The following is a 21,168-nucleotide window of genomic DNA, read 5'->3' on the forward strand; positions in this document are numbered from 1 at the left end:
CTTTCAGCAACGGCAGCAATTGGTTCCCCTGCCGCTTGATCTCCGAGAGATAAGGCGTGTCTGACAGCACGAAATGAGTGATGCCGAGCGCCTGGTACTTCCGCAGCGAGCGTGCGACATCCTCGGCGGACCCCACGAGCCAGGTCGTGCCTGCGCCGCCGCCGCCGAATTTTCCGGGCGCGGTGTATAGATTGTCGTCGAGCACTTCACCGCGCTGATGAAGATCGAGCAGCCGCTGCTGCCCTACGGCGACAGCCCGTTGGTGATCGTGCCAGCCGACCCCGCTATTGTCAGCCATCTCCGCGACCTTCGCTTCGGCATCGGCCCAGGCCTCTTCGGTGGTGTCGCGGACCAAGGTTGTAATCCTCAGCCCGAATTGGAGCGGCGGCAGGTCGCGGTCGAGATCGCGGCTCAGCCGCTTCAAACGGTCGATCCGTTCGCGCACGCCATCGAGCGGTTCGCCCCAGAAGAGCTGGACGTCGGCTTCGGTGGCCGATACGCGCTCGGCCGCCTCCGATGCGCCGCCGAAATAAAGCTTCGGATGGCGACGCTCACCGCGGGCCTCGATGCGCGGCACCACGGTGGATTCGGTGACCCCGAAGTGCTCGCCTGCATAGGTGACGTTTTCCTCCGTCCATAGTTTTCGCACCAGCCGCATGAATTCCTTTGTGCGCGCATAGCGATGCGCCTGATCGCCTTCGCTGTCGCCATAGGCCGCCAGATTGTCCTTGCCGGAAACAATGTTGACGCGCACGCGCCCACCGGTGAGGTGATCGAGCGAGGCTGCTGCCGAAGCGAAATTCGCAGGCCTCCAGTAGCCGGGACGGATCGCAATCAGCGGCTCGAAGGTCGTCGTCCGCGCCGCAAGTGCGGTTGCAACGGTGAAGGTGTCCGGACGGCCCCAGCCTGTGCCGATGAGTGCACCCTTCCAGCCGTGCTCTTCGAGAGCCCTGGCATGGCTCGTCAGCGTTTCCAGGCTGTTGTGGCTTTCAACGGCGGAATCGCCGCGGTGGCCGGGTTTGATGGCATTGGGGATATACCAAAGGAATTCCGGATTGCTGGTCATGCAATATACCTGCGGTTCTCTATTATCGAATTATCTGGAACGGGGCGGCTGGCGTTTTCCGCGAGCCACTCCGTATCTCCTTGGCGATGGATTACCCCGCTGCCCTGCTTTCTTCGCTTTCTTTCACCCTCAGAGCCAAGCCGTTCGGCGGGCAGTGAAGACCGAGATTCTCGCGCAGTGTCGCGCCCTCATATTCTTCACGGAACAGGCCCCGCTTGCGCAGGATCGGCACGACCTGATCGACAAAGTCAGTCAGTCCGGTCGGCAGGATCGGCGGCATGATGTTGAAGGCGTCGGCCGCGCCGTTGTCGAACCATTCCTGCATCGCGTCCGCCACCTGTTCCGGCGTGCCGACCACCGTGCGGTGGCCGCGTGCAGTGGCGACCGCCAGATAGAACTCGCGTAGGGTCATGTTGTTGCGGGAAACCAGATCGGTGACCAGCTTGAGGCGGCTCTTGTTGAGTTCGGTGCTGTCTGGAAGCGGCGGGGCCGGATCGTCCAGCGAATAACCGGAGAGATCGACGCCCTTATAGTGGCGTGACAGGATATTCCAGGCGACCGAGGGGTGGACGAGCGACTGGATATAGTCGTAATTCGCCTTGGCCTCAGCCTCCGTACCGCCGAGGACCGGGAAAATGCCAGGGCTGATCAGCAGCTCGTCCGGGCTGCGCCCGTAGCGGGCAAGACGTCCTTTGACGTCCGAGTAGAATTCCTGAGCGTCTTCCAGCGTCTGGTTGGCGGTAAAGATCATCTCGGCGGTGCGGGCGGCGAGTTCGCGCCCGGGCTCCGATGCACCGGCCTGGACGATGACTGGATAGCCCTGAACCGGGCGGCCGACATTCAACGGTCCGCTGACACTGAAGAACTGACCCTTGTGGTTCAGCTGATGCACCTTGTCAGGATCGAGGTAGACGCCGCTTTCCTTGTCGCGGATGAAGGCATCGTCCTCATAGGAATCCCATAAGCCCTTTACCAGATCGACGAATTCTTCGGCCCTTGCATATCTGTCGGCATGAGCCGGATGGCCGGGGATAGAGAAATTCTTGGAGACGTCAGCGCCCGTGGTGACGACATTCCAGGCCGCACGTCCCTTGGAGATATAATCCAGCGAGGCGAATTTGCGGGCGAGCAGATAGGGGTCTTCGTAGGTGGTGGAGGCGGTCGCGACGAAGCCGATATGGCTTGTGGCCTGCGAAAGCGCCGCCCATAGCGTGACCGGCTCGAAATGGGCGCCCTGCGCTGTGCGGCGCAGGGCTTCCGGATCCTTTGCGCGTTCCCAGCCGGCGGGGCTGTCGGCAACGAAAACGAGATCGAACTTGCCGCGTTCCGCCGTCTGAACCAGGTCGCGATAGTGATCGATATTCAAGCCGGCATCGGCCTGCGCGTCCGGGTGGCGCCAGGCGGCGATATGATGGCCCGTTGCCATGATGAACGCGCCAAGCCTTATCTGTCTTTTCTGACTTGCCATGATGACGATCTCCGTTGGTTTCAGGCGGCGCGGCGGCCGGGGGCATCAACCCCGAGCCGGCTCAGAAGCCGGGTTCGGATCTGTGCGAAGCGCGGGTCGCCGTGGTCGCGAGGCACGGCCAGGTCGATGCGCAGATCCTCCACCAAGCGGCCCTCGTCGAGCACCAGGATCCGGTCGGCGAGTGAGATCGCTTCATCGACATCATGGGTGACGAGCAGGACGGCGGGGCGGTGTTTTGCGCAAAGCTCCCGCAAGAGATCATGCATTTTCAGCCGGGTCAGCGCATCGAGCGCGCCGAAGGGTTCGTCAGCCAGCAGCAGGGCCGGCTCGCGCACCAGCGAGCGGGCAAGTGCCACTCTCTGCTGTTCGCCGCCGGACAGTTGGTTCGGCCAGGCAGTTTCGCGTCCTTCGAGACCAACTTCGGCGAGGGCCTTGCGTCCGGCTTCCTGTCCGGTTTCACCCGGCAGGCCGAGCGTGACGTTCTGAATGACCGTGCGCCAGGGCAGCAGGCGGGCATCCTGAAAGACCACCGAAAGCCTTTCCGGGGTCTCAAGCGTCCCCGTTCCCTCGACCTCATGATCGAGGCCGGCAAGGGCTCTGAGAAAAGTGCTCTTGCCTGATCCGCTTTTCCCGAGCAGGGCCACGAATTCGCCCTCACCGATATCGAGATCCACACTGTCGAGGATCGTCTTCGCCGCAAAACGTCGCACGAGATTTTCGACGCGGACCGCGGGTTTCAGTTGGCCAGAGTGCGGCGCCATGACAGGACCCTCCGTTCGAGCAGGCGGACGAGACCGTCCGAGACGAGGCCGAGCAGCACATAGACCACGAGGCCGACGAGAATGACGTCGGTCTGGCCATAGGTGCGGGCAAGATCGATCATGTAGCCGAGGCCGCTAGTGGAATTGATCTGCTCGACCACCACAAGCGACACCCAGCAGAGCGTGACGGCAAAGCGCAGGCCGAGGAGGAAGCCGGGCAGGGCGCCGGGCAGTACCACCTGGAAGATGAAGTCCTTCTGGCTCATGCGCAGCGTCTCGGCGAGCTCGACGTAGCGGCTGTCGATGCTGCGCAGTGCGTTGTGGGTGTGGATGTAGATGGGGATGATGACGGCAAGCACGATGGTCGTGACCTTCATGCTTTCGCCAATCCCGAACCACAGAATGAAAAGCGGGATCAGCGCCAGCGTCGGGATCGCGCGTTTGATCTGGATTGGCCCGTCAATCAGCGCCTCGCCGATGCGTGATAGGCCGGCGATAACCGCGAGAGCCGTGCCGATGACGAGGCCGATGCTGAGGCCCAGCAGTGCGCGGGTCGCAGACGTCACGAAATTGTCCTGCAGGCGACCCTCGGCGATCAGCCGACCAAAGGCCTCGATGACCGTCCAGGGGGCAGAGAGAATGCGCGGATCGATCCATCCGAATGTCGATCCGGCGATCCAGGCAAGCACCAGCAATGCCGGGCCGATCTGAAGTCCGAACGGTATCTCGCGTCCGGGACCGAGCCTACGGCGAGCGCGGGAGGCTGCGTGTTTTGCTGTGGTTGTTATGCCGGCGCTCTCGCGCGGCGCTCGCCGTGAGGTCTTGACGTTATCTGCATCCCAGGTGGTTGCCATGCTTGCGATCTCCTCTCTTCGCTATGGAACGGCGCGCGTGATCACTGGCTTCTTGTCAGGGCGCCAGCAGCGATTTTTTCGAAGCGGTTGTCGAAGATCTGTTCGACGTCGAAGGGCTTGTAGCCAAGCTCGTCAGCCAGGAGGTTGATGGTTTCCTGATGGCGCTTCTTCACGTCTGCCCAGCTATCCGGAATGACCTGGGTGCCTGAGAGCTTGACGAGAAATTCGGCATCCTCGCGGCTGAGACCCTGCTGGCCAATATAATATTCCTTGATCCAGATCTCGGGGTTCTGATCGACCCATTCGGTTGCCCGTGCCCAGAGGCGGACGTATTCGGCCAGGGCGGCCGCCTTTGCGGGATCGTCCAGCACCCATTGCGGTGCATAGAGGTGGGAGGGGTCGTCACGAAGTCCGTGCTCGATCAGGCTCGCGCCATCGGAGCCATACTGGCTGACGTAGCGGCGGATATTGACGCCGCCGAGCGGCGCAATATCGACCTGCTTGCTGGCGAGCGCCTTCGGATAGACGTCGCCGGTGCTCGGCAGCTCGACCAGTGTGGCGTCTTTCTTCGTCAGGCCCGCGGAATGAAGCGCACGAAGCACAAGTGTACCCTGGGCCTGGCCAGGACTGAAGGCGATGCGCTTCCCGCGGAAATCTGCGAGCGACTTGACATCGACGTCAGGCGCGATGCCGAAACGGTAGATTGGATTGGCAGTCGGGTCCTTCCGTTCGCGATAGGCGATGTTGCGGACCGGTAGGTTGTTCCAGGTTGCAAAGATCGACGGGATTTCGGCTACTGAGCCGACATCAAGTGCATGCGCGCGGAAGGCTTCGGATGTCTGTGGCCCACCGCTGAGATTTGCCCATTTGACCTCGAAGGTGAGTTCCTTGACGAGGCCGGAAACCTCGAGAGCCTTCTGTGTCACGGGATCGCCGATCGTCAGAACCGTCCCGGGCGGCACTTTGTCGAGCAGCGGTGCGCTTGCCTCTGCCGCTGCAACGTTGCTGAACATGCCGAGGGAGAGGAGGCCGAGCGCAACCGCTCCCAGAGTTTTTGCCAATGTCATCGTTGATGTTTCCCGTTTAAGGTTGCAATGTCAGGAGGCGATAACGGGAAGAGTGTCGAATTCTCTATTAAATCTATAGACTATTTATTTCTTTCGTTCGCCTGTTCGTGAAAAATCGTACCAATTGTGCCGGTGACGCGGACGCACGCATTATTTGCTGAAGACATGACGATTTCTGCGTGGGCGAGAAGACGCGGCCCGCCGTTGTGATGAGATCGAGGTCAGAACAGTGAAACCCATGCAATGCCGAGGCCGCCTCCTCGGGGATCATTGCAACCGGATCGCCTCTTAGCTTTCCAGAAACCTTGTCTTGCTTCGGGACGGCTTTGAAATTCTCGCACCGTGAGACTTGGTTACATTCCTTTACGTTCCGCTGTTAAAGTCACAGCCGAAATATCTGCTGAAGCGACTTAACAGTTGGGCTGATGATGCTTGGTGCCGAGATCCTTGCATTCCTGAAGGCGTGTCCAATGGCGGTGCTCGTGTTCGACACCGCTGGCCGCGTGGTCTTTGTCAATGACGAAGCAGGACATCTCCTCCATCTCGAAAGTCAGCCTGCCGGAGTCGATATTGCCGAGCTCATGCCCGAGTGGCCCTTGCTCTCAGGCGTCTCTACCGCCTTCGTTGACGATCGTGCCGGTCATCGTCGATCATGTCGGGTACAGGTCATAAACTGGTCCACGGGTGCAGAGACGGTCACAGCCGTTTTCCTCGAGCCTGTCGATGACGAGCGTCCCGCAGGTTATGCGGCGCGCGAGGCAAATCTGCGCCTGCGCTATGTCATAGAGATGCTGCCGGAGGCGGTCTGTGTGTTCGACGCCAACGATCGCTATGTTCTCTGGAACCAGAAATATGCCGAGCTTTATGCTGACATAGCCGAGCACCTCAGGCCTGGTGCTGCGTTCGAGGATATATTGAGGACCAGTCTCGCAGGGGACAGGATGCGCGAGCTCGTCGACGACAAGGAGGCCTGGTTCAGCGCCCGCATGCAGAAATTCCGTCAGCCGGGTTCGCAGGAGGAACAGCGGTTGCAGGACGGCCGCTGGCTGCGCCACGACGACCGGCGCACGCCCGACGGTGGCGCCATTGGTATGCGCATCGACATTACCGGCCTCAAGCAGCGAGAAGAATGGCTTCGCCAATTGTTCGATGCCAATCCTATGCCCATGCTTTTGTGCGATGGCGAGAGCCTCGCCATCCTCCAGGCCAACCAGGCGGCCGTCGATTTCTATGGCTTCCAACCAGCAACGCTATTGTCGAAGCGGGCCTGTGACATGCATGTCGACGGCGAACTCCAGGCATTTGAGAAGATCCTCCTTCATCTCGATGGTGACCGTGATGCACGGACGATCTGGCGGCAGGCGACGCTGGACGGATCGGAGCGCCATGTGCTGATCTATGTTCGCCAGCTCCACGAAGGGGCCGAGCGCCGGCTGCTGCTCACCGTGGCCGACGTCAGCGACAGAATTCTTGCCGAGGCTGAGGCCAACCGTTTGGCACATCACGATATTCTCACAGGCCTGCCGAACAGGATGCAGTTCTACAAAGCGCTCCAAAAAGCCCTTACATCGGAGGACAGGGAGAGGGTCATCATCTGCTGCCTGGATCTGGATGGGTTCAAGCCCGTCAATGATACGTTTGGCCATGCTGCCGGCGATGAAGTGCTAAAAAATGTCGCCAACCGGCTGCAGATGCATGCGCAGGGCCATCTGGTCGCCCGCCTCGGCGGTGATGAATTCGCCATCCTGATGAGGGGGCAAAGAGGTGAGGCGATTGATCTCGCCGAGCGCTGTATCGACGCCTTCGAACAGCCTTTTGCCATCAATGGTCTTGCTATCCGTCTCGGTGTCAGCATCGGCATTGCCGCGGTTGACGGAGTGGATGGAGAAGCGCTCATGCAGGAGGCGGACCGGGCGCTCTATCGTGCGAAGGCCGATGGCCGCAACACCTGGCGCATGACACCTCTCGATCTGCCTGTTCCGAAGCGGGCATAGGCCTGATCGGCCCGTCAGTTCTCCTGTATTGCAGCAAGCAGCCAATCACGAAGTGTTTTTGCCTCGCGCGAGAGGCCCTTTGCCTCGATGAGCCAGTAAGCCTTGTCCATATCGGTAGCCCGGTCGAAGAGGGAAACGAGCGAACCTGCCGCGATCTCTTCTGCGATCAGGGCGGTCGGGCAAAGGCCGACGCCCTGGCCGCTGATCAACGAGCCGATCATGAGATTGAAGTCGGCAAAAATAGGTCCGGCTTTCGGCGAGGAATGGATGCCGGCGCCTGACAGCCAGCGCGCCCAGGCATCGGTCGTCTCGTCATGCAGGATTTCGCAGGCAAGCAGGTCGGCTGGCTTTTGAAACGGGCCATGCCGGGCAAGGAATTTCGCCGAACAGGTTGGCCTGGTCTCAGCATCGAGGAGCTTGATGGCGCCGGGACCTGGCCGCACGCCGTGGCAGATGAGGAGATCGGCACCTGCAGCTTCAGGCGTCCTGGCATCCAGCGCGTAGACGATGTTGATCCGGATTTCGGGGAAGGCAGTTCTCAGCCTCGGCAGTTGCGGAATGAGCCATCGCACCGCCATGGAGGGAATGCATGCAACGCTGACCGGGCGGCTGTTGGCTTCCAGCCTCAACTGCCCGGCGGCGACTTCGATATGCGTTAAGGCATGCGTGACGGCCGAGCCGAATTCCCTGCCGGCGGCCGTCAACGTCACGCCACGGCTATGACGCAGAAACAGGGGAATGCGGAGCCAAGTCTCCATTGCCTTCACATGCTGGCTTATGCCGGCGGGTTTCAGGTTCAATTCGGCAGCTGCCCTGACGAAGCTTTCGTGGCGCGCGGCTGCTTCGAATGCCCGCAGTGATGCGAGAGGAAAGTTTCTCATGGCAGGATGACTAAGCAAAACTTGTCCCGAGAGCAAGGAACAGCTCAGTTGCCCGATGGCGTGGCCCAGCTAAGAGTGCTCGGCGATTATTGCGTGTCATCGGGGGCAACACCCGAAGGCCGCCAGCGGAGCGAAAATATCAGGATGTCGAAACAGTCGATCGTGCCAGTTCCTTCCGACGCAACCGAACGGCGGTCAGCACCGCCCGTGGTCGTCTACCCAGTCGAAACTCTGCCATCCGCCGATCTCGGTCTGCTCGAGGCGGCCCGCCAAACGCTGACGAAGGTCGGCGAGGTAATCGTGCCGCCGCGCGAGGCAGGCAGCTTTCACGTTCCGCAGGGTCATTTCTTTCGCATCGTCAGTATCGACGGCCCACAGGTCGGTGACCTCAATCTGTGGAACGCTGCGGACCTCTCCGAACGGTTTTTCAGCGGCAAGACACGGGCATTGCGCGCAACCCATGTCGGTGTCGGCGATCGTCTCTGGAGTACGCTGCCCTACCTGCGCCCCATGGCGACGATCACCTATGACAGCCTTGGCTGGTACGGGTGGGATGATGACGGAGCTGGCGTTCATGATGTCATCGGCACGCGCTGCGATCCCTATACCAACCGATTGCTGAAGGGTAGCGACTACCATTACTGCTGCCATTCGAACCTGACGCGGGCGCTTGCGGCCGAGAGCGGCATGCCGCTCGAGCAAGCGGAAATGCACGTGCATGACGTCCTCAACGTCTTCATGTGCACCGGCTTCACCAGGGATACGCACCAGTATTTCATGAAGGCAAGTCCGGTACGGCCGGGAGATTTCATCGAGTTCTTTGCCGAAATCGATCTTCTTGGTGCCCTGTCGGCATGCCCGGGCGGCGATTGCGGCGCAAGCCATTCGAGCGATGTGGCCGCCTGCTATCCGTTGAAGGTCGAAATGTGGAAGCCTGATCCCGCAGCACTTGCCGGTTGGACACCGCCGGTGAGAAATCCCTATCCGAGAACGCATCGATAACAAGCACGTCGAGAAACTCCTTCATGAAGGAGCGGTCAGACGATCAGGATTGCCCTGAAATCGTTGACATTGGTGCCGGTCGGACCGGTTTCGAAGAGGTCGCCGATCGCCTTGAAGCCGGAATAGCTGTCGTTGGCGTCGAGCACATGGCGCGGGTCGCGACCGGCGGCGCGTAGCCGCTTGACGGTCCCCCCGTCGGCAAAGGCGCCGGCATTGTTTTCCGAACCGTCGATACCGTCGGTGTCGGCGGCAAGCACGTGGACGGCGCTATAGCCATCGATGGCCAGAGCCAGAGCGAGCGCGAATTCGCCGTTGCGTCCGCCTTTGCCGCCCTTTGCGCGCAAAGTCACGGTCGTTTCGCCGCCCGAGAGGATGACGACGGGTTTCGTGAAAGGCCGGTCGCGACCCGCAACCTCGCGTGCGATTGCCGCATGTACCAGCGCCACGTCGCGCGATTCCCCTTCGACGGAATCCGACAGGATCGCCGGTGTGATGCCCTGCGAGCGGGCGAGTTCGGCGGCTGCTTCGAGCGACACGCCGGCCGACGCGATGATGTGGTGCTCGTGACCGGCAAAGACCGCATCGTCCGGCCGTGGCGCATCGGCCTTCGGAGAATTCAGATGATCCATGGCAGCCTGCGGCAGCTTGAGGCTGTATTGCTGGATAATTTGAAGCGCATCATGCCGGGTCGAGCCATCGGGAACAGTCGGTCCGGAGGCCACGTGAGCGGGGTTGTCGCCGGGAATGTCCGAGACGATCAGGCTGACGACGCGGGCCCTGGTCGCAGCCGCCAGCCGTCCGCCCTTGATCGTCGAGAGATGCTTGCGCACGACGTTCATGGCCGAGATCGGCGCGCCGGAAGCCAGAAGCAGCTCATTGAGTAGAATCTCGTCCTGTAGCGTAAGCCCTTCAGGCGGGGAAGGCAGCAGCGCCGAGCCGCCGCCACAGATCAGTGCGATGACAAGGTCATCCTCGCTCAATCCGGCGACGGTTTCGATCAACCGTCTGGAAGCGGCAAGGCCGGCAGCATCGGGCACGGGATGGGCGGCTTCGATGATCTCGATATTGTCCGTTTCGCAGCCATAGCCGTAGCGGGTGACGACCACGCCTTCGAGCGGCCCATCCCACACACTTTCCAATGCGCGCGCCATCTGCGCGGCACCCTTGCCTGCGCCTATCACGACCGTCTTGCCCTTTGGTTTTTTTGGCAGATGCGCAGTGATGCCGGTCAGCGGATCGGCAGCGCGCACGGCTGCGGAAAACAGGCTGGTCAGGAATTCGCGGGGGGAGAACTGGGTCATGATGATCTCTCTGGAGATACGGCAGGAGGGGGGTAAGCTTCCGCTTTGCTAGCGATGACAATCGACATATCGCTTGTCAATGGAAGAGCCGTCCCCATCCGTTCGGTGTGATTGATAATGGTCCCGATGCGGCTATCTATTGAAGAGAAAAGCAACAATCATTTGGAGAATTTGCAATGGTCAACGAACAGCAGTTGATCTCGAAGATTACCTGGCGCCTCATGCCATTCCTCGGAATCCTTTACCTCATTGCCTATATCGATCGTCAGAACGTCAGTTTCGCCAAGCTGGAAATGGTCGATGCGCTCGGCATGAGCGAATATGCCTATGGCCTCGGAGCTTCGCTCTTTTTCATCGGCTATTTCCTCTTCGAAGTGCCGAGCAACCTGTTCCTCGACAGGTTCGGCGCACGCGTCTGGTTCGCGCGCATCCTAGTCTCCTGGGGCATCGTCACCATACTGCTCTCCTATACGCAGAACGCGACGATGTTCTATATCCTGCGCTTCCTGCTCGGCGTCTGCGAGGCGGGCTTCTTTCCGGGCGTCCTCTACCTTCTGACGCTCTGGTTCCCCTCGGATTTTCGCGGCCGCATGGTTGGCCTCTTCATGATTTTCAGTGCGCTCGCCAACGCCATCGGCGCGCCAGTTGGAGGCATGCTGCTCGATCTCGATGGTTTCCTCGGCCATGCCGGCTGGCAATGGGTCTTTCTGGCGACAGGCATTCCGGCCGTCATTGCCGGTGTCATCACCTTCTTCTATCTCTATGACCGACCGGAAAATGCAAATTTCCTCAGCAAGGAGGAGAAGAGCTGGTTGGCAGATCGTCTTGCGTCCGAAAATTCCGGCATGGATCACAATGCCGAGAACGGCTTCAAGGCGCTCGTCGACCCCCGTGTCCTGCTGATGGCGCTTTGCTACATCGCCTTTCCGCTTGCCGCCTACGGCCTCAGCTACTGGCTGCCGACCATCGTGAAAGCCTTCGGCGTCAGCAACACCGTGAACGGCTTCCTCAACATCATTCCCTGGATCCTGGTGGCCATCGCCCTCTGGGCGGTGCCGGCTGCTGCGGACAAGGTGAAGACCAAGACGCCCTACATCGTCATTCCCGCCCTCATCGGTGCGGCCTGCCTGCTGCTCTCGGCGCTCGTTCCGAACAATACGCTGCAGTTCATTTTCCTCTGCATTGCCGCGGCGGGCATCTTCGCGCCACAGCCGGTCTTCTGGAGCCTGCCGTCCCGCTTCCTCAAGGGGGCGGGTGCTGCGGCCGGCCTCGCGGCCATCAATTCTGTCGGCAATCTCGGCGGCTTCGTCGCTCAGAACGTCGTGCCCTGGATCAAGGACGAAACCGGGAGCACGATTGCACCGATGTTCTTCCTCGCTATCTGCCTTGCCGCCGGTGCGCTGCTCGTCTTTGCTGTCGCCATGATCATCGCGCGCAAGGAACATGACGCCGTGCCGCGCGGCGTCTGAGACTTTGCAAATGTCGAAGCCTCGGCATCATAGATACCGGGGCTTCGTTCTGCCAACGCTGCCGGGCGGCCAAGTGCTAGGAGGAAATGTCCTCGAGCTTACGCCCACCGGTCTCGATCATCTGCGTTGCGGCAAGCGCGCCGATCACAGCGACGATCCCGAACATGATGAAGACCGACTTGATGCCCTGTGCGCCGACCATGTAGCCGACCGTCGTCGGGCCGACGGCCGAGGCGATGCGAAGCCATGATGTGGCAAGGCCCGTTCCGACCGCACGCATGCGCGTCGGGTAGATTTCCGGCGTGTAGAGATAAAGCACGGCGTTGACGGAGCCGACGACGCCATAGGCAAGTGTCGCCAGCAGAATGAGCGACCAAAGGCTGTTTGCACCACCGCCGGCGAGTGCGGCCAAGAGTACAGCGCCGATCAGGAAGGAGACGACGGCCCAGGTGCGCCGCCCGACACGGTCGATGCAGAAGGCGCAGACAAGCAGGATGACGACCTGCGCGACATTGGTCATCGAGGCTGCCCTCAGCGCGCTGCCGAGTTCCAGCGAATAGACGGTGTGATAGAGCGTCGGCATCCAGTTGTTCAGGCTGTTGGCCACGAAGAACGAGCTCGCCCAGAGGACCCAGGCGACGACGGTGCGCATGCGGAACGTCGGTGACAGCAGTTCCCGCCAGCGGCTGCGTGGTTGAGGTGCCGCCGTCTGACTTTGCCCTCCGAGCGCCAGCGTCGCTTCGTTATAGGCGCGGTCGTCGAAGGAATAGCCGGGATCCTTGCGCCGTGCGCTTTCCTCGGCCTGGCGGATCACTTTTTCAGCTTCGTCGAGGCGGCCCTGACCGATCAGCCAGCGCGGTGATTCCGGCAGCCGATAGAGCAGATAGGCAATCAGCAGACCGGGAATCCCGCCAAGCAGGAACAATGATTTCCAGCCGAAGATCGGCACGATCACTGTGCCGACCTGGCCTGTTACCATCAGGCCTATCGGAAAGATCAGCTCGTAGAGCATGAAGTTGCGACCGCGACCCTTGGCGCGCAGGAGCTCGCTGATATAGGTGGCGGCAACGGGCATTTCGCCGCCGACACCAATGCCCTGGATCAGACGGCAGATGAACAGCATATGGAAATTGCCGGCCATAATGCAGGCGACACTCATGACCGACATCAGTGCGGTGGCGGAGGCGGCCATGTGGACGCGGCCGAGCGTTTCCGCAAGACGGCTGAAGATAAGGGCGCCGACGAGCTGGCCGATATAGCTTGCCGCGATCATCCAGCCGATCTGAGCCGGCGTCAGGGCCCAGAGCTTGATCAGGATCGGTAGAACGAAGGCCAGCGAAAGCGCATCGAAGGCGTCGAGGAACGTAGCGCTCCCCATGATGATACGCGCCCGGCGATGCCAGGGCGTAAAAGGGATCGCTTCGAAACGGGCCGTCAGAAACGCGGCGCGGCCTGCCGGTCGTGTCTGTTGCGGGCCGTCGTGCGAAACATCGCCTGCAGCCGACCCGGCAACCAGTATGCTATTGTTGTCGTGCATATCATCCTCCCAGATCGGCACGGTTTAACAGGCCGGCGGCATCCCCCCGCCGCCAGTTTCACCCTATTGGGCGACAGCTTCAATCATCTTGCCGATCGCCTTTGCGATGACGTCGCTACATTCGATTGGCGTCAGATGCCGGGCGCCTGGCAGGATCGTCAGGGAAGCCCCAGGGATTGCGTCCGCAAGCTGGCGTGCGCTCTCGATCGGGGTTGCATAGTCTTCTTCCCCGACAATGACCGAAACAGGGAAGTGAAAGCTGGAAAGCGCACTGCGTAGATCGGCATCGCCGAGCATGATGCAGGTCGCCTCATAGGCATCGAGATCGTTGCGGACAAAGATCTCCATCATCTCCTGGATCTTGCGTGGATTATCCGCCCTGAAACGGTCGCCAAACCAGCGGGTCGCCTGGAAGGCGGCCATCGAGGCGAGGCCTTCGGCCCGCGCTTTCTGAGCCCGTGCCCGCCATTCTTCAGGTGCCTTTTCTCCGTACCAGGCGGTGGTATCGATAAGGACCATTGCCGAAACGCGTTCAGGGTGGCGCGCGGCAAAAGCCTGCGTGATGCAGCCTCCCATCGAACAGCCGGCAACGATCACCTTATCCCAGCCGGCCTTGTCCAGAACCTCGGCGACGTCATCGGCGTAGCGTTCGATGGCGTAGGAAAGGGGCGCACGGCTGCTCCAGCCATGCCCTCGACAGTCGATGCAGATGATCGCCGCCTGACCCTGCAGGCCTGAGATGACGTCCGTCCAGATACTGCCGTCAAGGGCAAGCGAATGGATCAACAGCAGGCGCGGCTTTCCGGGCGTGCCATAATGCCGGAAGGCGATGGTCGCCTCATCCGAGACGGTCACGAACTCGTAGTGACCGTCCATCTCACGGGTTTCTTGCTGCAACATCTGCTGTTCCGATCAGCCGGCCATGGCCAGCTCGTTTTCGCCGGCAAGCGGCACGTTCCAGGCGTCATAGCCGTAGAGCCACGTCGTATCGTCGTTACCGCCCGACATCCATGTGTTGGCGCTGGAGATGGCCTGAATGCGAGACGTACGCGGCTTGCGGTTCGCCTCGTAGCGGCGGAAGGCGCCTTCGATATCGTCATTGTCGACGGCCTCAAGGCAGCGCGCCAGCACGGCGGCGTCCTCAATCGAGGTTGCCGCACCCTGGGCCATGTAGGGCGTCATCGGATGGCAGGCGTCACCGAGAAGTACAACGCGGCCATCGCTCCAGCGCGGCAGCGGCTCGCGTTCGAGAATTGCCCATTTGTGGCAATCCGGGCAGGCGTTGAGAACCATTTGTACTTCCGGATGGAAGCCTTCATAGGCGGCTCTCAATTCCTTGACGTCGCCCTTCGCCGACCAGGATTCAGCCGTCATCCAGTCGGCGGATTCGGGAACGCTTGTGACGAAATAGAGCGAGCTGCGGTCTGCGGCCGTGTAGTAAATGACGATGTGCCGGTCGAGGCCCCACCATTTCGTTCGCGAAGGCGCGATCGAGCCACCGTTCATCAGGCTGGCATCGAAGACTGCGCGGTAGGCAATACGCCCCTTGTGCAGCGGTGCGTCGGGACCGACGATGATTTCGCGCACCAGCGAGTGAACGCCATCAGCGGCAATGACCGCGTCTGCTTCGACCTTGGTGCCGTCGGCGAAGGACAGGCTGACGCCGTCGTTTTTCTGATCAAGACCGACGAGCTTCTTGCCGAGATGGACGATCTCGGGCGGAAGCACGGAGTAGAGTGCCTCGTGCAGATCGGCGCGATGCATGCAGAGAAACGGTGCGCCATAGAGGCTTTCCGGCATCGGCAGCTCGCGCTTGATCTCGCCGGTGTCCCACACGCGATTGAGATGGGAATAGGGTTCGAAGGCAGTCTTCTTGAGCCGGTCGAGTACGCCGATGCCGCGTAGCACATGCGACGAATTGGGCAGCATCTGGATGCCGGCGCCGACGCGCGCGAATTTCGGTGCCTGCTCGTAAACCTGGACGTCGATGCCGACTTTACGCAGCGTCGCCGCAGCGGCAAGCCCGCCCATGCCGGCGCCAATGATCGCGATCTTCGGTTTGCTCTTGGCCATGTCGTCTCCTCCTGATGTGTTCAAGTTGGGAGAAGCTTAGAAGCGTGACTTCTGCATGTAAAATATTTATATTGTTCAACACTTAAACTCAAAAAGTTCTAGGTGATCCGATGGAACTCCGGCATCTCAGATATTTCGTGGCGGTTGCCGAGGAGGGCAGTTTTAATCGCGCTGCCGAGCGTCTGCACATCCAGCAGCCACCATTGGGACAGCAGATCCGCGATCTGGAATATGAGCTGGGCGTCCAGTTGTTCGACAGGTCTCCGCGCAGGGTCGCACTGAACAGTTCCGGCGAGCTCTTCCTCGAAGAGGCACGCGATATCCTGAGACGGGCGCAATTGGCGGTCGACAATGTGCGGCGCTTCAGTAAGGGCGAAAGCGGCAGGCTTTCTGTCGGCTTTACGAGTTCGGCTTCTTTGCATGTGCTGGCACCGCAGTTCCTCCAGCAGTTTCGCCGGGCCTTTCCACTTGCCGAGATTGTTGTCGAAGAGAGCGAGACCTATGAGTTGATTCTGGCCCTTCAGCAGCAGCGCATCGATGTTGCGCTGCTGCACATCGATGCGAAGCGCTTTCCGGAGCTGACCGCACGGGCTCTATCCGAAGAGGATATGCTGGTCGCAGTCCCGCGCAGCCACCCCTATGCGAAGGCGGAAGATAAACCCATGACGCTCGATATGCTCCATGGTGTCGATATGGTCGTTTACCGGCGCACGGACGGGCCTGGGATATTCGAACGACTTACCGAAACTTTCCGTAGCGCCGGCGTTACACCACGGATCGTCGATGAGGTTTCTCGAATCATCGCCGCCATCAATCTGGTGGCCGGTGGCCGTGGCCTTACGGTGGTGCCGGCGTCAATGCGGGTGCTTCATCAGGAATCTGTGGTCTATCGGCCGCTATTGCCCGGCGAACTCCCACCCCTGCCGCTGTATGTCGCCCATCGGGCCGATGCGCGGCTTGCTCTCATCCGCAATTTCATCGATCTCACGGAAAAGATCGCATTCAGCTCATCCGGGACCGGTGAGGTCGCGCGAACCTAGCGGATTTCAGGCCGGTTCATCCTGCAGCGAGCGGCCGACGAGCGTCAGGAGCTCGTCCCTCACGCCGGGCGCTGCGGCGATGACCGGGCCGCCGGTTAAAAGCGTGCCCTCGCCGGGGAAGGCTTCGGTCCAGCCTCCGGCTTCACGGATCATCAATAGCCCTGCCATGCAGTCCCAGGCGTTGATATGGGGTTCATAATAGCCGGCCAGCCTGCCGCAGGCGACCTGTGCCAGCATGAGCGCACCGGAGCCATTGCGGATAAACATGCCGCCCGCCTCCAGCAGCAGGTGGATGAAGATCGACACCTGCTTCAGCGGAACGCGGAAATTGGCGCCGACACCAAGAAGCCCGGTACCAATGCTGGTGGTCTTGTCGACGTTAATCGCCTTGCCGTTCAGAAAGGCACCTTCTCCTTTCCTCGCCACGAAGAGATCGCCCGATGTCGGCTGGCAGATGAGGCCAAGCACGGTCTCATCGTCCTTCATGACGGCGATCGAGATGCACCACTGGTCGATACCGTGCACGAAACAGCTCGTGCCATCGATGGGATCGACAACCCAGAGATAGCCCGAGGGGCCTTCCGCCAAACCTTCTTCTTCCCCGAGCACGCCGTCATCGGGAAAGGTGGCGGTGATGCGGTCACGAATCATCGCCTCCACGGCCTTGTCGGCCTGGCTCACAACATCCTGGCCGTTCAACTTGTGGCCGGTTTCCAGCGAGGAGAGATCGGAAAAGTTGGAGAGCGCTTTTCCCGCCGCATCGAGGATTACATCCCTGGCAAGGACAAAGCGGGCGTCATCAGGAAATTCGCAAAGCATGAGATACTTTCAAAGGGAATCAGGGTCTGAAGCTCTGGCGGATGATGAGCTCTGGAATGACCCGTTCATAGCCCGGTGACAAGTCCGGATTTGCCAAGCGCCGTTCCATCAGTTCGACGGCGCGCATCGCCATGACGAGCGGGTCCTGCCGGAAGGTCGTCAGCTGATAGCTGAGCCAGGACGCCTCGGGAACGTCGTCGAAACCGATGATGGCAACATCTTCAGGAATCCGCAGCTTCATTTCCTGCCGCACATGGTCCATCAGCCCGAAGGCGATCTGGTCGTTGGCGCAATAGACAGCGTCGGGGCGTACTTCTTTTGAAAACAGCGCGCGGCCCGCAGTAGTGCCGCTCTCATAGTCCGAATCCGCGCCGCGGCCGATGAAGACCTCGGCGCCGAGCCCCTCTGCCGTCGACAGAAAGGCGCTTTCGCGCTCGATGATGCTGGGCGTACCGGTGTTGGAACCGGCGACCGCCAGCCGGCGCCGTCCGGCCTCGAAGAACATGGTCGCCGCCTTGCGGGAGGCCTCCGAATTGCCGGCGCGCACATGGTCTGCGTCCGGCTCGGAACGACCGATCACTATGAGTGGCTGCCCGTTGCGCTGGGCAAGCTCGAGGAAACTCGCCGGCGGCGAGCCCGACAGGATGATGATCGCCTCGGCGCGATGGCCGATCAGCATCTTCTGGGCGGCCAGCAGTTCGTCCTCGGTCTGGCCGGTGTTGATGAGGATCGGAATGCTGCCGCGCTGGATCAGGAACTTGGCAAGGGCGGCGGCGAGATGGGCGCGGAACCCGATCTCCGGTTTCGTGGCGACGATGCCGACGAGGCGGCTCTGATTGGCAAGCACGCCGCGCGCAAGATCGTTGACGTGGTAGCCGAGTTCCTCAGCCGCACGCAGCACCTTCTCCCGCGTCGCGGGCGCAACGCTTGCTCCCGGTGTGAAGGTGCGCGAAACGGCCGAGCGGGAAACGCCGGCAAGCTGCGCTACCTGTTCGGCGCTGACGAAGCGCATGCGCTCCTTCTTTGGCGCCTTGCCGTCGTTCACCGGACTATCAGTCATCGGCTTCCCTCAATCTCTCACGCACGACAAATTCCACCTTCTGGAATCAGCAGTCAGCATTGAAAACGGGTGTCGGGCGAGCCGCCTGCGTTCATTTCTCTGCCGTTGCATAGGTACAACCATGTCGCACAGCCATGCAATTGCCCAGGCCGACAACTAACGGCGGTTCTTTGCAGGCGAATGACAGATGAGGGTGTTCGGCTTGGCCGGAATGGGCGGCAACTGGTGTGTCGCCGGCAGCTTTGGTCAATGCTCGAAAAACATGGCCGGGATTGCAGTGCAATCCCGGCCGAAGGGGCGAGAGGCAGCGGCGATAACCGTGGATCAGGTCAACGCCGCTTTGGGCATCAGGCGATTCTCGAAGCCGTTAGTCGCAGACCCGCACGGTTTCAGTATGATAGCCGCCATCATAGCGGTTGCGGACGTCACGATCCTCGTACCAGCAGCGCGGAGGCGGCGGACCCGCATCATAATAACGGGGACCGTCGACATAGCGGGGGCCGCTGTTGACGATGGCGCCGCCGATCAGGCCGCCGACGACACCCGCTGCCAAGCCGCCGGCGATGGCGCGGCCAGTATTGTCGTGGTGATGATGGTCGCGGGCGGCAGCAGGCTGAATAGCCGAGCCCACAAGGGCCGTCGCAATCAACAGACTGCTAACAATTCTCTTCATAACATTCTCCTTAGTCGCAAATCGCCCCTATAGAACATAAAATGCTCCACGGCGGCGTTTGTTCGTTCAAATCTTGCACCTTTTGAGGCAAGCCGACCAATAAACGGCGCGCGGAGACCCAAATTCTGTGTTTTGCACTGAAATCCTCAGGGCGAAATCCGCCGGGTCAAACGCGCAATCGCAACTGGCGGCATCAGGTCGCCGATTCCGTTACCGTTTCTTCCAGCACGTCCTCGGGAATATCGTCGAAGGAGGCGTAGTTGAGGTTATAGAGCTTCGAGTAAAGCTTGCCGTTCTTCATGAGCTGCTGGTGATTGCCGCTTTCGACGATCTCGCCATTCTGAAGCACGATTATGCGATCGGCTTCGCGGATCGTTGCCAGCCGATGGGCGATGACGAGGCCGGTACGGTTTTCGAGCAGCTTCACCAGTGCCTTCTGGATCAGCATTTCGGTATAGCTGTCGATATTGGCTGTCGCCTCGTCGAGTACGAGGATCTTCGCGTCCGCCACCAGTGCGCGGGCAAAGGAGAGAAGCTGGCGCTGGCCGAGCGAAAGATTGCCGCCGCGCTCGCCGAGCATGCTGTCATAGCCCTGAGGCAGGCGCATGACGAAGTCGTGCGCGCCGACGGCCTTGGCGGCCTCGATTACCTGTTCGCGGGTGGCTTCCGTCTTGTGATAGCGGATATTCTCGAAAACGGTGCCGGTGAAGAGGAAGGGTTCCTGCAGCACCATGGCGATCTGCTGGCCAAGCGAATCCTGTGTCAGTTCGCGCACGTCATGGCCGCCGACAACGACCTGTCCCTGCTGCACCTCGTAGAAACGGTGGATCAACGACATGCAGCTCGACTTGCCCGAGCCGGTCGGGCCGACAAGGGCAACCGTCTCGCCGGGATTGACCCTGAAGCTCACATGCTTGAGCACCGGATGCTTCGGATTATAGCCGAAGACGACATCGCGGAATTCGACGGAGCCGTCCATGTCGGGCGAAAGTACCTTGGCATCGGGAGCATCCTTGATGTCGACCGGCACGTCGAGCACGTCGGTTAGCCGCTGGCCTGACGCCATTGCGCGCTGCATGACCGAATATTGCAAGGTCAGAGAACGGATCGGGTCGAAGAAACGCTGGATGTAGAAGAGAAAGGCGACAAGCACGCCGACGTCGAGCGCCTGGTTCAACACGCGCGCACCACCAACCACAATGACGAGCGCCATGGCGATACCGGTCAGCGTGTCGACGATCGGCACCATGATCTGCGCGTAGCGGGCTGCGGTCAGATGCGTCAGCAGGTTGGCATGCGCCTTGTCGTCGTAAAGCGTGAAGTTGACCTCCTGCCGGTCCATGCTCTGGACGGCGCGCACGCCATGGATCGCTTCGGCCAAAGCGCCGTTCGCCACCGAATTGGTTTCATGCGCCGCCATGAAGGATTTGCGGGCGAGCGGCAGCCAGAACAGGCGCACGACGAAGAGAACCGGCAGTACGGACAGCGTCAGCAGGCCGAGCTTGAAGTCGAGATAGAGCATCACGAAGACGATGCCGAAGAGCAGGAAGATATCGCCGACGGACAACACGCAGGTTTCCAGGAATTCCTGCATCGAGTTGACGTCGCCCTGCAGGCGCGACATCAGCCGGCCGACCTCGGTCTTGTCCATGAAGGAGAGGGAAACGCGCTGGAGATGGGAGAACATTGCCTTGCGGATATCGAAGAGCACGTTTTCCGCGACGCCGCCGACTAGCGTTTCCTGAAAATAGCTGGCCCCGTAGTTGATGAGGATCGCGATCAGGAACGCGCCGATCGCCAAGGTCAGTGCGGAACCATTGTCATCGGGCTGCATGCCATGGTCGATGGCGTAGCGGATGATCAGTGGAATGAGAAGCTGCATGCCGGTAAAGACCAGCACCGAAATCACCGACAGGACGACATCACGCCGGTAGGGATGCACGAAGGCCCAGATTCGCTTGACGATATTGGAATCGAAGACCTTGCCGAAGATTTCCTCTTCGACACGCTGCGAACCGACGACCGCCCTTGGCGGACGTCTGCCATCCTCGCGAACGTCCGGACGCTCGGTTTCCAGTTCCTCGGCCATCTTGTTTCCTCCTG

Annotated in this window: 17 protein-coding genes and 1 pseudogene; 4 read left to right on the plus strand and 14 right to left on the minus strand. The window is 60.8% G+C overall.

Features of this window, described 5'->3' with window-relative positions; all coding sequences use genetic code 11:
• Position 1: 1 nt before the first annotated feature.
• From AC1DF8_RS10450 to AC1DF8_RS10470, 5 genes and pseudogenes are all read right to left on the minus strand, one after another.
• Positions 2–1,066 (minus strand): annotated as a pseudogene (locus AC1DF8_RS10450) (LLM class flavin-dependent oxidoreductase); the annotation flags it as partial.
• A 91-nt stretch (positions 1,067–1,157) separates the two neighbouring features.
• A complete protein-coding gene (locus AC1DF8_RS10455; RefSeq protein ID WP_478153358.1) occupies positions 1,158–2,534 on the minus strand; it encodes an LLM class flavin-dependent oxidoreductase in 1,377 nt (458 codons plus the stop codon).
• A gap of 20 nt (positions 2,535–2,554) precedes the next feature.
• Positions 2,555–3,295 (minus strand): ABC transporter ATP-binding protein, encoded by a 741-nt coding sequence (locus AC1DF8_RS10460; RefSeq protein ID WP_113202179.1) that lies wholly within the window; start codon positions 3,293–3,295, stop codon positions 2,555–2,557.
• Complete coding sequence (locus tag AC1DF8_RS10465; RefSeq protein ID WP_113145192.1) at positions 3,271–4,149, minus strand: ABC transporter permease; 879 nt, start codon at positions 4,147–4,149, stop codon at positions 3,271–3,273. Before AC1DF8_RS10465 ends, AC1DF8_RS10460 begins: the two co-directional genes overlap by 25 nt.
• A 41-nt stretch (positions 4,150–4,190) precedes the next feature.
• Complete coding sequence (locus tag AC1DF8_RS10470) at positions 4,191–5,216, minus strand: ABC transporter substrate-binding protein (protein ID WP_478153361.1); 1,026 nt, start codon at positions 5,214–5,216, stop codon at positions 4,191–4,193.
• Positions 5,217–5,644: 428 nt separating this feature from the next.
• On the opposite strand from AC1DF8_RS10470, the gene AC1DF8_RS10475 reads away from it, so the two are divergent.
• Complete coding sequence (locus tag AC1DF8_RS10475) at positions 5,645–7,210, plus strand: diguanylate cyclase domain-containing protein (RefSeq protein ID WP_478153711.1); 1,566 nt, start codon at positions 5,645–5,647, stop codon at positions 7,208–7,210.
• A gap of 14 nt (positions 7,211–7,224) precedes the next feature.
• Here AC1DF8_RS10475 and AC1DF8_RS10480 read toward each other — a convergent pair whose 3' ends face one another.
• On the minus strand, positions 7,225–8,091 hold the full coding sequence (locus tag AC1DF8_RS10480; protein ID WP_478153363.1) for a LysR substrate-binding domain-containing protein: 867 nt from the start codon (positions 8,089–8,091) through the stop codon (positions 7,225–7,227).
• 144 nt (positions 8,092–8,235) lie between these two features.
• On the opposite strand from AC1DF8_RS10480, the gene AC1DF8_RS10485 reads away from it, so the two are divergent.
• Positions 8,236–9,093: an urea carboxylase-associated family protein gene (locus AC1DF8_RS10485; protein ID WP_113014523.1), complete on the plus strand. Its 858-nt coding sequence runs from the start codon at positions 8,236–8,238 to the stop codon at positions 9,091–9,093.
• 35 nt (positions 9,094–9,128) lie between these two features.
• Here AC1DF8_RS10485 and AC1DF8_RS10490 read toward each other — a convergent pair whose 3' ends face one another.
• Entirely contained in the window at positions 9,129–10,394 is a 1,266-nt protein-coding gene (locus tag AC1DF8_RS10490) for a glycerate kinase type-2 family protein (protein ID WP_113210088.1), read from the minus strand.
• A 176-nt stretch (positions 10,395–10,570) separates the two neighbouring features.
• Between AC1DF8_RS10490 and AC1DF8_RS10495 the strand changes: the two genes are divergently transcribed.
• The gene (locus tag AC1DF8_RS10495; protein ID WP_113210089.1) at positions 10,571–11,863 is read left to right on the plus strand and encodes an MFS transporter; all 1,293 of its coding nucleotides are present in this window, start codon (positions 10,571–10,573) and stop codon (positions 11,861–11,863) included.
• Between the two features lie 76 nt (positions 11,864–11,939).
• Here the strand turns inward: AC1DF8_RS10495 and AC1DF8_RS10500 are convergent, their stop codons facing one another.
• The 3 genes from AC1DF8_RS10500 to AC1DF8_RS10510 form a co-directional block, all read right to left on the minus strand.
• A complete protein-coding gene (locus tag AC1DF8_RS10500; protein ID WP_478153366.1) occupies positions 11,940–13,400 on the minus strand; it encodes an MFS transporter in 1,461 nt (486 codons plus the stop codon).
• Between the two features lie 63 nt (positions 13,401–13,463).
• Complete coding sequence (locus AC1DF8_RS10505; RefSeq protein WP_478153368.1) at positions 13,464–14,300, minus strand: alpha/beta fold hydrolase; 837 nt, start codon at positions 14,298–14,300, stop codon at positions 13,464–13,466.
• Between the two features lie 12 nt (positions 14,301–14,312).
• Positions 14,313–15,473, minus strand: coding sequence for an FAD-dependent monooxygenase (locus tag AC1DF8_RS10510; RefSeq protein WP_478153370.1), 1,161 nt, complete (start codon positions 15,471–15,473; stop codon positions 14,313–14,315).
• 110 nt (positions 15,474–15,583) lie between these two features.
• On the opposite strand from AC1DF8_RS10510, the gene AC1DF8_RS10515 reads away from it, so the two are divergent.
• Complete coding sequence (locus AC1DF8_RS10515; RefSeq protein ID WP_113114521.1) at positions 15,584–16,513, plus strand: LysR family transcriptional regulator; 930 nt, start codon at positions 15,584–15,586, stop codon at positions 16,511–16,513.
• A gap of 6 nt (positions 16,514–16,519) precedes the next feature.
• On the opposite strand, the gene AC1DF8_RS10520 is transcribed toward AC1DF8_RS10515, so the two are convergent.
• From AC1DF8_RS10520 to AC1DF8_RS10535, 4 genes are all read right to left on the minus strand, one after another.
• Positions 16,520–17,332 (minus strand): inositol monophosphatase family protein, encoded by an 813-nt coding sequence (locus AC1DF8_RS10520; protein ID WP_478153372.1) that lies wholly within the window; start codon positions 17,330–17,332, stop codon positions 16,520–16,522.
• 19 nt (positions 17,333–17,351) lie between these two features.
• The gene (locus AC1DF8_RS10525; protein WP_113014516.1) at positions 17,352–18,392 is read right to left on the minus strand and encodes a LacI family DNA-binding transcriptional regulator; all 1,041 of its coding nucleotides are present in this window, start codon (positions 18,390–18,392) and stop codon (positions 17,352–17,354) included.
• 367 nt (positions 18,393–18,759) lie between these two features.
• Positions 18,760–19,065, minus strand: coding sequence for a hypothetical protein (locus AC1DF8_RS10530; protein WP_112546130.1), 306 nt, complete (start codon positions 19,063–19,065; stop codon positions 18,760–18,762).
• A gap of 193 nt (positions 19,066–19,258) precedes the next feature.
• Entirely contained in the window at positions 19,259–21,154 is a 1,896-nt protein-coding gene (locus AC1DF8_RS10535) for an ABC transporter ATP-binding protein (RefSeq protein WP_112546131.1), read from the minus strand.
• Positions 21,155–21,168 lie beyond the last annotated feature (14 nt).

The sequence above is a fragment of the Rhizobium sp. 05N49 genome (assembly GCF_056396805.1).

What these genes read in the sequence shown, in the direction of transcription:
- AC1DF8_RS10500 (WP_478153366.1), bottom strand. Translation starts at nt 13,400, where the DNA reads ATGCACGACAACAATAGCATACTGGTTGCCGGGTCGGCTGCAGGCGAT.
- AC1DF8_RS10515 (WP_113114521.1), top strand. Translation starts at nt 15,584, where the DNA reads ATGGAACTCCGGCATCTCAGATATTTCGTGGCGGTTGCCGAGGAGGGC.
- AC1DF8_RS10480 (WP_478153363.1), bottom strand. Translation starts at nt 8,091, where the DNA reads ATGAGAAACTTTCCTCTCGCATCACTGCGGGCATTCGAAGCAGCCGCG.
- AC1DF8_RS10495 (WP_113210089.1), top strand. Translation starts at nt 10,571, where the DNA reads ATGGTCAACGAACAGCAGTTGATCTCGAAGATTACCTGGCGCCTCATG.
- AC1DF8_RS10525 (WP_113014516.1), bottom strand. Translation starts at nt 18,392, where the DNA reads ATGACTGATAGTCCGGTGAACGACGGCAAGGCGCCAAAGAAGGAGCGC.
- AC1DF8_RS10520 (WP_478153372.1), bottom strand. Translation starts at nt 17,332, where the DNA reads ATGCTTTGCGAATTTCCTGATGACGCCCGCTTTGTCCTTGCCAGGGAT.
- AC1DF8_RS10485 (WP_113014523.1), top strand. Translation starts at nt 8,236, where the DNA reads ATGTCGAAACAGTCGATCGTGCCAGTTCCTTCCGACGCAACCGAACGG.
- AC1DF8_RS10505 (WP_478153368.1), bottom strand. Translation starts at nt 14,300, where the DNA reads ATGTTGCAGCAAGAAACCCGTGAGATGGACGGTCACTACGAGTTCGTG.
- AC1DF8_RS10535 (WP_112546131.1), bottom strand. Translation starts at nt 21,154, where the DNA reads ATGGCCGAGGAACTGGAAACCGAGCGTCCGGACGTTCGCGAGGATGGC.
- AC1DF8_RS10530 (WP_112546130.1), bottom strand. Translation starts at nt 19,065, where the DNA reads ATGAAGAGAATTGTTAGCAGTCTGTTGATTGCGACGGCCCTTGTGGGC.
- AC1DF8_RS10465 (WP_113145192.1), bottom strand. Translation starts at nt 4,149, where the DNA reads ATGGCAACCACCTGGGATGCAGATAACGTCAAGACCTCACGGCGAGCG.
- AC1DF8_RS10510 (WP_478153370.1), bottom strand. Translation starts at nt 15,473, where the DNA reads ATGGCCAAGAGCAAACCGAAGATCGCGATCATTGGCGCCGGCATGGGC.
- AC1DF8_RS10475 (WP_478153711.1), top strand. Translation starts at nt 5,645, where the DNA reads ATGCTTGGTGCCGAGATCCTTGCATTCCTGAAGGCGTGTCCAATGGCG.
- AC1DF8_RS10460 (WP_113202179.1), bottom strand. Translation starts at nt 3,295, where the DNA reads ATGGCGCCGCACTCTGGCCAACTGAAACCCGCGGTCCGCGTCGAAAAT.
- AC1DF8_RS10470 (WP_478153361.1), bottom strand. Translation starts at nt 5,216, where the DNA reads ATGACATTGGCAAAAACTCTGGGAGCGGTTGCGCTCGGCCTCCTCTCC.
- AC1DF8_RS10455 (WP_478153358.1), bottom strand. Translation starts at nt 2,534, where the DNA reads ATGGCAAGTCAGAAAAGACAGATAAGGCTTGGCGCGTTCATCATGGCA.
- AC1DF8_RS10490 (WP_113210088.1), bottom strand. Translation starts at nt 10,394, where the DNA reads ATGACCCAGTTCTCCCCCCGCGAATTCCTGACCAGCCTGTTTTCCGCA.